This window comes from Corallococcus sp. CA041A (assembly GCF_003612075.1).
Taxonomy (GTDB): domain Bacteria; phylum Myxococcota; class Myxococcia; order Myxococcales; family Myxococcaceae; genus Corallococcus; species Corallococcus exiguus.
Window position 1 is genome coordinate 15292 of record NZ_RAWF01000131.1, and the last position, 12225, is coordinate 27516.

Consider the following 12225-nt stretch of genomic DNA (forward strand, 5'->3'; position numbering starts at 1 on the left):
GAAGAACGCCCGGGACGCTAGAGGAGCCCTCCAGCAACCTCAAGGCTCAGGGACGCAGCAGCACCAGCTCCACGCGGCGGTTGAGCTCACGTCCGCGAGGAATCAGGTTGGGAGCCTTGGGGTTGCGGTCGCCCAGACCCACGGCCTCCACGCGGGACGGGGCCACGCCGGCGCGGACGAGCATGTCGGCCACGGCGCGGGCGCGGGCATCGGAGAGGCTCTGGCGCGCGGGCTCGGGGACCTCGCGCGAGTCGGTGTGGCCCTCGACGCGCAGGCGGGCCTTCGGGTCGCGCACCAGCAGGTCCACCGCCAGGTCCAGGCCCGCGAGCGTGGCCTTGGCGGGTACGGGCTTCTTCTCGTCGAAGCTCAGGGGGGCGGGCAGCTCGATGCGGCCCTCCTGCACCTTGGCGGCCTTGGCGGCCTTGGGCGCGGGCACCAGCGCGAAGGCGAGCGACGAGTCCGCCCCGGCGGCCAGCTCCACCTGGCGCGTCTGCGCGAGGAAGCCGTCGGCGATGAGGTCCACGGTGTACGCGCCCGCGGACAGGGGCACATCCTGCGGCTTCTTGCCGGGCACTGTGAGCTTCAGGGGCTCGCCCGTGCCGCGCACGAAGGCGGTGGCGGAGGTGGGCTTCTTCGACGTCACCTGGAGGCGCAGGCGGCTGGGCGCCACCGGCGGACGCTCCACGGGCGGCGTCACGGAGACGACAGTCGTCGTGGGCTTCACGCCCGCGTCCGTCGGAGGCGTGGGCTGGACGACCTTCACCGGGGCCCCGGCATCCACGGGCGCGGGCTTCACGGGCGGCGGCGCGGTGACGACGGCGGGCTCGTCCTGCGGAGGCTTGATCATCTCCGCGGTGACGGCGTGGGTGAGCTTGAGCTTGAGGCGCGGATCCGGCGCGTTGGGCACGACGCTGGGGGACGCCTTCACCACGACGCGCAGACCGCGCTGGGTCTGGAAGCCGACGGAGGCGGTGATCTTCCAGAGGAAGCCGTTGGTCTCGCTGAACAGGCTCCAGGAGCCGTTGGTGTACGTGACGCGCGAGACGAGGGTGTGCTCGCCCGGTTCGACCTTCAGGACCGCGAGCCGGTGCACGCCGGGCGCGTTGAGTTCCTCCAGTCCCGGGACGGCGAGCGGTTCGCCATCCAGGAGGAAGTCGGTCTCCACGAGCCGGTAGCCGTCCTCGGGCTTGAAGCCCGCGAAGAGCACCTGCACTTCGGAAGGGGACTCGGGGACCATGTCGCGCAGCTGGCGTTCCAGCTCCGCGCGCACCTGTTCCTCACGCGTCGGCTCAGCCGCGAACGCGCCCGGAGCAAGGAGTCCGGCGAGGACCAGGGACCCGAATCTGAGGAAGGAAGAATCCACGAGGCGCACGCAGCATGGCACAAGGCGCCCCGGGGTGATGCAGGGATACATCCCTGTAGGGCGAGCAGGCGTGCGAGTCCGTCAAGTTTCAGGGACCCGGTTGAAGACCTCGCGGTGAATCCCACGTTCCAACCAGTCCTGGCGCAGGGAGGCCGGGATGGATCATCCTGCTCCGCACATGGATCCGCGGCCTGAATCCCCTCCGATGCCTGTCTCCTCCCCACCCAAGCCGACGTCCCGCTTTTCACGGCGGGCATGGACCTGGAGCGCGGTGGGAGCGGTGGTGACGCTGGGAGTGCTCGCGGGGATGGTGCGGGTGGACCGGTCCGCGCGAGGGCAGGTGCTGCTCCAGCAAGGCGAGTGGGTGGACGTCCCTGCTCCAGCCGCGGGGCGAGTGATGTCGGTGGACGTGGGGCTGAGCCAGCCGGTCAAGGCCGGGCAGGTGGTGGCGCGGCTGGAGACGGCGACCGGGGCAGCGGAGGTGGTGGCACCGCTGGAGGCGATGGTGGGCCAGGTGGCGGTGACGAAGGGGGCCCAGGTGGAGGCGGGCCAGCCGGTGGCGGCCCTGATGAACCGGAACGTGCTGCCGTCGCTCAACGTGCTGTTCCCGGAGGAGTACCGGCAGGAGCTGGCCCCGGGGATGACGTTGGAGTTCCAGATGCCGGACATGCGCCACCCGCTGGAAACGGTCATCGAGCAGGTGGAGGGTCCGGAGGAATCGCTCCAGTTCGCGAAGGTGCAGCGGCGAGCCGAGGCGTACCCGAAAGGCGCGGTGCTGATCCGGGCGCACGTGCCGGCCCGGACCTACGAGCGTGACGGCAAGAAGCGCGTGTACCAGGACGGCGAGTCGGGCCGGGCCTTCGTGAAGCTGGGCACGCAGCGGTTGCTCGTCTCGTGGTTCCCAGGCTTGCGTGATGCGTTGCCGTGAGCCGGCCGTGTTGCTGTTTCTGGGGATCGCCGCCGGGTGTGCACGCGAGTTCGTGGCGGGCGCTGCCCCGGTGAAGGATGACCGTTCGATAGTCTTCCCGCAGTTCTTCGAACAGGCGCCGATCCAGGTCGGCACATCCGAGCAGCCCGGCGTGCTGGATGGAGCCGTGATCCGCGCCCTGACCTTGGCGGCGAACGATTATCTGCCTCCGGACCGGTCTGAAGCGCCGTGCACCGACAGGCGCATGTCACATGTCTTCAGGGTCATTCAGCGTGAAGACATCGTCTTCGTGCGTATCGAATTGGACCCGTCGGCATGCGGCGGACCCCAGCCTGGACTCGACTCTGGGGTCCGGTATGCCATCAGCCGTGATGGCCGCATCCTTCGCCGGATCCTGGATGGGATGGAGCCGTACAGCCCTTTCGCGGACGGCGGTGTCATGGAGAAGGCCGCCCCTGGCGTCTCACCCTCCTTCGATCCGGCGCATCCGCGTCCCCTGCCCTTCCAGGACGCATCCTCGGACGCTGGCCTTGCGCCCAACGCTCAGGATCCCTGACGCGACAGCCGCCGCTCCAGGCGCTCCAGGCGGAGCTGGTGGTCCTCCGGCAGCTCCACCGGGGCGGCGAGCCTGGCCGGGCCTACGTGAGGCTGGGCACGCAGCGATTGCTCGTCTCGTGGTTCCCGAGTCTGCGTGATGCGTTGCCGTGAGGCGGCCTGAAGCTCCGGGTCGGCGCGTCCTCACCCGAACGAGGGATTGTGAAGGCGGTCCCGGGCACCGCAGCATGGCCGCGCCGAACCCAATCGAAAGGAAAGGCTCCCCATGCCGCTGCCGCTCATTCCTGTCGCTATCGGACTCGCAAGCCTCCTCGGATATGGAGCGAAGAAGGGCTACGACGGCATCGATGCCATGCGCGAGGCCAATGAAATTGGCGAGGCCGCGGAGGCCAGGCATCGCGAGTGGATCGGAAAGCTCGACGAAGCGCGCGGCGGGCTGCAGGGAAGGCTCGACGCACTCGGGACCCAGAAGGCCCAGGTGGTGGCCACAACCTTCCGGAGCCTCTTCGACTTCCTCGAACAGCTGAACCAGCGGGCTCGCCTCGCGGCACTGGAGAGTCTGGGAGCGGTAGGCGTCAGCCGTGAGGAGGTGCGTCAGTTCGCCGCGCAATACGTCGAAGCGGGGGGCGCACTCTCTGGCGCCGTCACTGCAGCGATGACGGGCGCCGGAGCGAGCGCCATGACGACGGGGCTCGTCACCAGCTTCGCCACCGCTGGCACCGGCGTCGCCATGACGGGCCTTTCGGGGGCCGCGGCAAACAGCGCGCTCCTGGCCTGGCTGGGTGGAGGTTCCCTCGCGGCAGGAGGCTTTGGCATGGCGGGAGGCGCCGTGGTCCTCGGAGGCATCGCGGTGGCGCCCGCCGCGGCCGTGGCCGGCTTCTTCCTTGCGCGGGAGGGCGAGAAGGCGAAGACGAAGGCCGAGGCCTATTCCTGCGAAGTGGACGAGCAGGTGGCGAAGATCGAAGCCATCATCGGACTGCTGGCGCGGGCGGAAGTCCGCGTCGAGGAGCTGAGCACGGTCCTCGACCTGCTCGACCAGCGCGCGAAGGCGGCGCTCGAGTCCCTCTGGGCCTTGTCCGGACACTTCAACGCCGAGGACGATGCGCATCTGGCTCGGTTCGCCATCGCCATGCAGCTGGCCAAGGCGGAGAGTGAATTGATGCGCGTCCCGCTCTTCAACGAAGGCGGCGACCTCAACGTTCAAATGGAGGCGCTGCTCGGGCAGACCCGTCGCCTCCTGCACTCGGAGGCGGCATGACCTCGGCGAAATTGGCTCCCACGGGCGGGTTGTCCACGGCGGGGATTGGCGACGTCCTGCAAGGCATCCGGTCCATCACCGAGTGCGTGCGCGACATCGCGAAGGAGCAGACCGAGCAGACACGGCTGCGGGAGAATGCCCGGGTGAACGTGGAGCACATCCACGCCATGCGTGACGTGCTCATGCACCACCTCGACCGCAGCTTCGACGAGCGCAAGGAGAACTTCCGGCAGCTCTTCGAACGGCTCGACGGTGCCATCCAGGGCAACAACGTGCAGCTGGCTTCGGTCGTGCTGGAGTCCGTGGTGAAGCTCGCTGACGCCTCGCCCTTCAAGGCCCTGCAGGACGTGGCGGCGACACGCGCGGCCCTGGGACAGAAGGGCCAGGAGTGGCAGTTCTAAATAAGTGAGCAAAAGTTCCGGACAAAAGACGGCGGCTTGATCCACGAAGCCGCTGACGCTCCATGAAACCAGCCCAACTTTAGAAACCCGATATGGCACGCCTGAATTCGTACGAAGAAATCGTCGAAGACTACCAATGGGGACCGCGCCTGAAGTCGATGGGGGAACTCGAATACTTCGCGAAGCTTCCGTCGCTCGAAGAGGCCATTGAGGTAGTGGCAGACGCACGAAAGGAGAACGGCGCGCTCTTCAACCACCAGCGCCACCTGGAGCAATCCACGGTGGACGAGGTCCGTCGGGTGCTAATCGCGAACCAAGAAGCGATTCGTCAAGTCCCGAACTTCGATGAGTTGTTCGCGCTCCTTGAGCGCCTACTGACTCCGATTCGCGGTGCCAAGGAAATGTACATCTACGACGCCGCGCTGCGGTTGGGATCCTACCTGAAGAAGATGCCGGAACGCGTGTACCTGCACATGGGCACCAGGATTGGCGCAGCGGCGCTCGGCATCGCAGTCGCGGAACGTGCGTGGATCGCGGTCGAGGAACTTCCCTCAGCCTTCGGTACCCTGAATGCGTACGAAATCGAGGACGCGCTGTGTCTGTACAAAGAGGAGCTCAAGAGAATAACTGGGCGACTCAAGCAGCGGCTTCGCTGAGCAGCTTGCGTGACGCGGCTAATCCGGTCACTCGAACCTCTCGACACCAACGAGGCTCGCTCTCCTCTGGAGGGTAGCCCCATTTAGTCAGGGACTTTCGCTCACCTACTTACTCAGGCCCCTTGACGCGACAGCCGGCGCTCCAGGCGCTCCAGGCGGAGCTGGTGGTCCTCCGGCAGCTCCACCGGGGCGGCGAGCCTGGCGTGGTACAGGGCCCGGGGCAGGTCCTTGAGGGAGTGCTCGTAGAGCTTCGTCAGGGACAGGTGCAACACCGCGCCCTGTCCGGGCTTCGCGAACGTGAGCGCACGCTGCAGGTGCGCCACCGCCGTGTCGCAATCCCCCGAGCGGCGGCAGAGGCGCGAGGCCAGCACCAGCGCTTCGATTCCCACCGGGCCTCCGCTCTCCGCGGCGGCCTTCGCGAACGTCAGCGCCCGCGCCGCGTCCCCTGCCCTCTCCGCCACCTGCGCGAAGCCCAGCAGATCCCGGGGGTCCTGCTGCTCCGAGCCTTCGGACTGGAAGCGGCGCACCAGATCGCCCATCAGCGCCGCCAGCAGCAGCAGGTCCTTCTGGTTGTGCTCCAGCACCGGCACCAGCTCCGAACCGTCCGTGCCGCGCAGGAAGCGGAAGTACAGCTCCGGGATCTGCGAACCATCCACGTCCCCGACCCGATGATGCCCCAGCACCTTTGACTCCAGGTGCACCAGCCGCGCGCCCTCGCCGCGGTGCTTGAACACGCGCCGCGCGCAGTGCAGCAGGTCCAGGTGCGGCAGCTCCTTCGGCACTGGCACCCGGTTGAGCACGAAGCGCGTGCGCAGCAGCGGCCAGTCGAAGCTCTTGCCGTTGTACGTGACCAGGCAGGACGACGACGCCATGCGCTCGGCCAGGAGGCGCAGCATGGGCGCCTCTTCTCCCATGCGCCTCAGGAAGAGCTGCTGCACGCGCATCGAGCGGCCTTCGAACCAACCCAGGCCCACCAGGAACGGCACCGTTCCCGTACCGCCCGCGAGCCCCGTCGTCTCCGTGTCCAGCATCAACATCCGCGTGAAGTCCACCGACTCCAGCTCCGGATGCAGCGCCAGCCCCGCCACCAGCCGCGCCTCCACGTCGAGCGCCGCCGCCACCGGTGCCGTGCCGTGACGATGGTCCGGCGCATACACCTGCTCGGCCACGTGCACCGTGCCATGCGGCGTCGCCCTCGCCTCCACGGGCAAGGCACGCGGCTCGGGGGCCGGCGCCACCGCCTTCCGAGCGGACGCCGTACCCTGACGCTCCGCCCAGAACGACAGCATCTGGCGCAGCGCTTCCACCCGTGGATCCGCGGGACCGTCCGCCGCACCGCCGCGCTTCGCCGCGAGCCGCCGCCGCGCCTCCTCGCGCAGGTCCACGAGACCGTCCGCCCGCGTGGCCTCGCGGTCAGCGACCTCCGCCTGCGCGGTACGCAATGCGGTCTCGGGAGGCTGCCCGCCGTCAGTCCCCTCCCCGTCCATCGACATGCGCTTACGCAGCGCCTGGACCAGCACCTCCGCGATGGTGGTCGTGCCCGCCTCTTCCACCGGCGGAATCGGAGCCACCGCCGCGTCTTGCGCGCGCGCCTCCACCGCCGGTGTCTCCACCACCGGAGCCACCGCCACGGTGTTCACGGGCGCCCGGGCCTGACTGCCGGGGCCCGCGTTGGTGAGTCGGGACAGCTTGCGCTTCAGGTCCATGCCGCGCCCGTGCTCCTCACTGCACCCCGGCGACGCCGAGCGCCGCCAGCAGGTCCAACGCCAGCCGCTTGCGCGGATGCGACCCCGACGGCGCGCTCCCCGGCTGCCCACCCGCCGCGGGACCGATGCACGCCGGACACCCGTCCTCGCACGGACACGACTCCAGCAGCTTGCGCCCTCGCAGGAGCAGCTCCTCGCGCTGATCGTACAGCCGCGCCGCCAGCCCCACTCCGCCGGGCACGTTGTCGTAGAGGAACAGCGTCGGATCGAAGCCCACGCCGCCTTCCTTGCGCGGCGGACCGTCCGGCTCGTCCTTGCTGCCCAGCGTGCGGCCCAGGTCTCGCGGGTCGCTCATCAATCCCACGCACGCCACCGTGCGCAGCGCGGAACCCAGGCCTCTCAGCGCGTCGATGACCGCGGGCCGGGGCGCGTCCATGCTCCGCACCACCGCCTCCGGCACCGTCAGCCACAGCGCCGACGTGTGCATCTGCATCTCCGGCAACCGCACGTCGCCGTAGCCCACGTTCTCGTGCGTGTGGAACTTGATCTTCTTGTAGCCGACCACCTTCTCGATGACGGACACCTCGCCCAGGCCCGCGTGCAGCGAGGGCCCCAGCGGCGCTCCCTGATCCTCCTGGATGACGCTCACTCGCACGTTCGTCATCGCGTCCGTGAAGTAGTCCGGCGCCACCTTGCGCACGAACGCCTTGTGGTTCTCCAGGTCCAGCATCTCCACCTGGTACTGCTCGGAGTCGTGCTGGTAGATGGCCTGCTCGTGCAGCTGCGTGTGCGCGGAGCGGAAGTCCATCTCCGCCAGCGTCTTGTCCGTGCCGCGCTCGATGACCACCACGTTGTCCCAGCCCACGCTGCGCAACGACACGTGGTGCGCCGGATACGCGTCCGATGACCAGTGGAACATCCGACGCCCGCCCTCCGGCGCCTGCGACGGGTGCACCACCTGGTGCTGCGTGAGGAAGTCCAGCGCCTCCGTGGTGTTCTCCACCGGCACGTCGCCGAACGCGTCCCCTTCCTCGAAGGGCAGCTCGAACGCCGCGCACTTCAGGTGCTGGACCAAGATCTCCACGTTGTCCGGATCAATCCGCGCATGCTCCACCGGCGCGCCCGTGAGAGCGCGCGGATCCGCCGCGAAGTACTGATCCAACGGCGCGCTCGACGTCACCAGCAGCGCCAGGCTCCCCATGCCTCGCCGGCCCGCGCGGCCGAAGCGCTGCGCCAGCGCCGCCACGGAGCCCGGGTAGCCCGCGCACACCACCGCGTCCAACGAACCGATGTCGATGCCCAACTCCAGCGCGTTGGTGGCCACCACGCAGCGCACCTCGCCCGCGCGCATCGCGGCCTCCGTCGCGCGGCGGGTGCCCGGCAGGTAGCCGCCCCGGTAGCCCTGGATGAGCGACGGATCCAGCTTCTCCTCCACGAACCGGTCGCGGAGGTACTTGAGCATCACCTCCACGTTGTTGCGCGACTGGCCGAACAGCAGCGTGGACACCCCCGCGCGCACCAGGTCCGAGGTGAGCCGCACCGCGCTCTTCAGATAGCTGGCGCGGATGCCCAACTCCGCGTTCACCACCGGCGGGTTGTAGACCAACACCCGGCGCTCACCGGACGGCGCCCCGCTCTCCGACACGAGCGCCACCTCGCGCCCCAGCATCCGCTCCGCGTGCGCCTTCGGATTGCCGATGGTCGCCGACGCCAGGATGAACGTGGGCGATGCCCCGTGGAACCGCGCCACCCGCTGCAACCGCCGCAGCACGTTCGCCAGGTGCGAACCGAAGACGCCCCGGTACGTGTGCAGCTCGTCGATGACGACGTAGCGCAGGTTCGAGAACAGCCGCGCCCAGTTCGCGTGGTGCGGAAGGATGCCCGTGTGCAGCATGTCCGGGTTGGTGAGCACCACGCCCGCACGCTCGCGAGCCGCCCGGCGCGCGTCCCCCGGAGTGTCACCGTCGAAGGTGATGGCGCCATGGCCCAGGCCCGCCTCACGCATGAAGGCGCGCAGCGACTCTTCCTGATCGCGAGACAGGGCCTTGGTGGGGAACAGGTAGAGCGCCCGCGCTTCCGGCTCGCGCGCGAAGCGATCCAACAGCGGCAGGTTGTAGCAGAGGCTCTTGCCGGACGCGGTCGGCGTGGCGATGACCAGGCTCTCCCCGTCGCGGGCCCGCTCGAAGGCTTCGGCCTGATGGGAGAAGAGCTGCTCCACGCCCCGGCGCTTGAGCGCGTCCCGGACCTGGGGGGCCAGCCCCTCTGGCATCGGCGCGAACACGCCAGCGCGGGCGGGTGTCACGGCGTCATGGACGATGTTCGGCCACACCTGCCGGTCCGTCCGCCATCCCTGGAGGACGGCGTCCAGCCCGCGAGCCCCTGACCACGGCGTGCGGCGCGGGCCGGAGAAGGCCTCGGTTTCCTTCTCGGGCTTCATAGGGCCGGCCACTGTACAGACGTGTACCCGGAAGGACAACGCGCGTCAGGACCCACCACGGCGGTCTTTTGGGGGCCCATCACCCACATTCCCACCCGACAGTAGCCGGCTCGATTCCCTGCTGGACAGGCGGCTCCAGGGGACCTCGACGGGTCCGAGGAGCGGACCCTAGTGTCCCGCGCCCGTGGCGCTCGCGATCTTCCTGTTCACGTACATCTTCATCGCCGGGGCGAGGCTGCCCTTCATCAAGCTGGACCGTCCCGGAGGTGCCCTGCTGGGCGCCACGCTGATGGTCGTCGCCGGGGCCGTCACGCCCACGGAGGTCTTCGGTCACAGCGCGGACCGGAACCAGCAAGCCATCGACATGGACACCATCGTCCTCCTGCTGGGGATGATGCTGCTGGCCGTGTACCTGGCGCAGGCGAACTTCTTCCGCGCCGCCGGAGCCAAGGCCCTCAAGGTGGCTCACACGCCGCGGCTGCTCCTGGTGGCCGTGACGTTCGTGAGCGCGTTCCTGTCCGCGTTCCTCGTCAACGACACCGTGTGCCTGTTCCTCACGCCGCTGGTGCTGGTGGTGGTGGAGGACGCGCGCCTGCCACCGGTGCCGTACCTGCTCGCGGTGTGCATGGGCAGCAACAGCGGCTCCGTGGCCACCTTCACTGGCAACCCGCAGAACATGCTGATCCAGGGCGCGTCCGGACTGGGCTACGCGCGGTTCGCCGCGTACATGGCCCTGCCCGCCATCCTCTCCACCGTCATCGTCGCCCTGGCGCTGCTCTACCTCTTCCGCAAGGAGCTGCCGTCCGCGCGCTTCGACACGCACCCTCCCCCGCTGGAGGTGGACCGCCGGCTGCTCTCGCTGGGGCTGGGAGTCCTGCTGGGCGTGGTGGTGGCGTTCTTCGCCGGCCTGCCCATGAGCTGGAGCGCGCTCGCGGGCGGCGTGCTGGTGATGTCCCTGTCCGGGCACGAGCCGCGCGAGGCCCTGGAGCGCGTGGACTGGGTGCTGCTGCTCTTCTTCGCCAGCCTCTTCGTCGTCGTGTACGGGGTGAACAAGGCGGGCTGGGCGGAGGAGATCCGCCACGTGTTCTCCCCGCTGATGGCCGGGCCGCCGTGGCGCGAGACGCTGGGCTTCGCGTTCCTGACGCTGGTGGCGTCCAACCTCTTCAGCAACGTGCCGTTCGTGATGCTCGCGCGCGCGTGGGTGCCGACCATGCAGGAGCCGGAGCTGGCGTGGCACGTGCTCGCGCTGGGCTCCACGCTCGCGGGCAACCTCACGCTGGTGGGCAGCGTGGCGAACCTCATCGTCTTCGAGGCCGCGCGCGGCAAGGTCCGCATGGGCTTCATGGACTACCTGCGCGTGGGCGTGCCCGTGACGTTGGTCAGCTTCGTCGTGGGCCTGGGTGTGCTCCTGGCGGAGCACGCCCTCTTCTAATCAAGCATCCGGATCCGGCAGCTCGCCCGGGGGCAGCTGGTGCTCGGGCGGAGTGGGCGCCGCCGCGGCGGGCGTGACAGCGGAGGGCACGGTGTCCGGCGCGGTGCTGCCCGAGGGGGCCGCGCCCTTGCGGTTCGCGGGCGTCAGGTCCTTCACGAACATGTCCGCCACCTTGTCCAACAGGGCCGTCATGGCCAGGCGGAACAGCTCCGGGTCCTTGCCGACCTTGAACGGATCCAGGTGCGGGGCACCCTGCTCCACTGCGTCCATGTCGAACGGCCGGTGCCACAGCTCCCAGCGCCCGTCCACCCGGAACATGCGCCCGTAACCCTTGAGGTAGGCCCCGGCGTGCCCGTCGTCGCTGCGCATGCCGTAGTCCTGGATGACGAACTCCACGATGGTGTCCGCGCCCAGCGGGGCCATCAAGTCGTAGTCCGGCGCGTTGGCGGGCACCTCCTCCACCAGGAAGCTCTCCAGCGCGGAAGCCACGCGGGCGGGATCCACCGCGTTCGTCCAGGGGGCCTCTTCCGGCAGGCGCGACAGGGTGGTCACGCGCAGGCGCTCGGAGAGCTCGAAGCGCGTCACCGCCTGCTGCAGCTTCACGGTGAGCCGGCGGTCCGCCTCCTTGGGCTCCAGCTTCTTGAGCTTGTCGGAGTACGCGCTGTCCTCCTGGAACACCTTGCTCTTGGGCCCCGCGCCGTCCTCGATGCGGGAGATGAATGCGGGCCGCTGGACCCGGTCCAGGTCCGCGCCGGAGAGGCGCTTGGAGGCGCAACCGGCGGTGAAGGCGACGAGGACTGCGGCGAATAGGACGCTTCGGCTTCGCACCATGGGGCCCAGGCTAGCCCATCCTCGTCCCCCTGGCCTGTTTGTGACCCACCGAAGGCCTGGGGAGTGTCCGGCACTGATATGCTGCCCGGCCGTGAATCCTCCCCCTTCTGTTCCTCCCGGCCCGGGCCCCAACCGCAAGCGGCGGTTGGGTGAGATCCTGATGGACGCCGGCCTGCTCACTGAAACCCAGCTGCGGACGGCGCTCGCCGAGCAGCGCAAGTGGGGCGGCCGGTTGGGCCTCACCCTGGTGCAGATGGGCGTCGTGGACGAGAGTTCCATGGTGCACGCCCTGTCGCGGCAGCTGGCCATCCCCACCGTGAACCTGGACACGCACGTCCCCGTCCCGAACGCCCTCCAGGCGCTGCGCGTGGACATCGCCGAGCGCTACACCGTCTTCCCCATCGCCTACGAGTCCGGCTCCAAGACGCTCACCGTGGCCACGTCGGATCCCACCAACGTGGAGTCCCTCCAGGAGCTGGCCTTCCACTCCGGCCAGAAGCTCCAGGTGGTGGTGGCGACGGCGTCCTCCATCGAGCGCGCCATCCGGCACCACTACCACGGCGAAATCACCTCCACGGCCGCCACGCCGCTGAGCTTCGGCATGGACGAGGCCACCTTCGAGCTGGCCCCGCCGCAGCAGGCGGAAGCCCCCGCGCCC

10 protein-coding genes and 1 pseudogene are annotated in these 12225 nt (G+C 69.3%); 7 read left to right on the forward strand and 4 right to left on the reverse strand.

Annotated features, from left to right (window positions below; genetic code table 11):
* Window positions 1-46: 46 nt before the first annotated feature.
* Complete coding sequence (locus tag D7V77_RS23040; RefSeq protein WP_233597179.1) at window positions 47-1270, reverse strand: OmpA family protein; 1224 nt, start codon at window positions 1268-1270, stop codon at window positions 47-49.
* A 298-nt stretch (window positions 1271-1568) separates the two neighbouring features.
* On the opposite strand from D7V77_RS23040, the gene D7V77_RS23045 reads away from it, so the two are divergent.
* From D7V77_RS23045 to D7V77_RS23065, 5 genes are all read left to right on the forward strand, one after another.
* Window positions 1569-2291 carry a biotin/lipoyl-containing protein gene (locus D7V77_RS23045; protein ID WP_158624468.1) on the forward strand — a complete coding sequence of 241 codons (723 nt, stop codon included), beginning with the start codon at window positions 1569-1571 and terminating at the stop codon, window positions 2289-2291.
* Between the two features lie 7 nt (window positions 2292-2298).
* Entirely contained in the window at window positions 2299-2847 is a 549-nt protein-coding gene (locus tag D7V77_RS23050) for a hypothetical protein (RefSeq protein ID WP_120578447.1), read from the forward strand.
* A gap of 264 nt (window positions 2848-3111) precedes the next feature.
* Complete coding sequence (locus D7V77_RS23055) at window positions 3112-4104, forward strand: hypothetical protein (protein ID WP_120578448.1); 993 nt, start codon at window positions 3112-3114, stop codon at window positions 4102-4104.
* Window positions 4101-4505: a hypothetical protein gene (locus D7V77_RS23060; RefSeq protein ID WP_120578449.1), complete on the forward strand. Its 405-nt coding sequence runs from the start codon at window positions 4101-4103 to the stop codon at window positions 4503-4505. Before D7V77_RS23055 ends, D7V77_RS23060 begins: the two co-directional genes overlap by 4 nt.
* A 92-nt stretch (window positions 4506-4597) precedes the next feature.
* Window positions 4598-5161, forward strand: coding sequence for a hypothetical protein (locus D7V77_RS23065; protein WP_120578450.1), 564 nt, complete (start codon window positions 4598-4600; stop codon window positions 5159-5161).
* Window positions 5162-5274: 113 nt separating this feature from the next.
* On the opposite strand, the gene D7V77_RS23070 is transcribed toward D7V77_RS23065, so the two are convergent.
* Entirely contained in the window at window positions 5275-6867 is a 1593-nt protein-coding gene (locus D7V77_RS23070; RefSeq protein WP_120578451.1) for a ribonuclease H-like domain-containing protein, read from the reverse strand.
* A gap of 16 nt (window positions 6868-6883) precedes the next feature.
* Complete coding sequence (locus D7V77_RS23075) at window positions 6884-9304, reverse strand: DEAD/DEAH box helicase (RefSeq protein WP_169821078.1); 2421 nt, start codon at window positions 9302-9304, stop codon at window positions 6884-6886.
* A 184-nt stretch (window positions 9305-9488) separates the two neighbouring features.
* Here D7V77_RS23075 and D7V77_RS23080 point away from each other — a divergent pair, with 184 nt between their 5' ends.
* Window positions 9489-10736 carry an SLC13 family permease gene (locus tag D7V77_RS23080; protein ID WP_120578452.1) on the forward strand — a complete coding sequence of 416 codons (1248 nt, stop codon included), beginning with the start codon at window positions 9489-9491 and terminating at the stop codon, window positions 10734-10736.
* Here the strand turns inward: D7V77_RS23080 and D7V77_RS23085 are convergent, their stop codons facing one another.
* A complete protein-coding gene (locus tag D7V77_RS23085; RefSeq protein WP_172808442.1) occupies window positions 10737-11567 on the reverse strand; it encodes a hypothetical protein in 831 nt (276 codons plus the stop codon).
* Window positions 11568-11658: 91 nt separating this feature from the next.
* Between D7V77_RS23085 and D7V77_RS23090 the strand changes: the two are divergent.
* A pseudogene (locus D7V77_RS23090) lies at window positions 11659-12225 on the forward strand (hypothetical protein); the annotation flags it as partial.

Coding starts and splice junctions, on each gene's coding strand:
- D7V77_RS23060 (WP_120578449.1), top strand. CDS start 4,101: ATGACCTCGGCGAAATTGGCTCCCACGGGCGGGTTGTCCACGGCGGGG.
- D7V77_RS23065 (WP_120578450.1), top strand. CDS start 4,598: ATGGCACGCCTGAATTCGTACGAAGAAATCGTCGAAGACTACCAATGG.
- D7V77_RS23070 (WP_120578451.1), bottom strand. CDS start 6,867: ATGGACCTGAAGCGCAAGCTGTCCCGACTCACCAACGCGGGCCCCGGC.
- D7V77_RS23055 (WP_120578448.1), top strand. CDS start 3,112: ATGCCGCTGCCGCTCATTCCTGTCGCTATCGGACTCGCAAGCCTCCTC.
- D7V77_RS23045 (WP_158624468.1), top strand. CDS start 1,569: ATGCCTGTCTCCTCCCCACCCAAGCCGACGTCCCGCTTTTCACGGCGG.
- D7V77_RS23085 (WP_172808442.1), bottom strand. CDS start 11,567: ATGGTGCGAAGCCGAAGCGTCCTATTCGCCGCAGTCCTCGTCGCCTTC.
- D7V77_RS23075 (WP_169821078.1), bottom strand. CDS start 9,304: ATGAAGCCCGAGAAGGAAACCGAGGCCTTCTCCGGCCCGCGCCGCACG.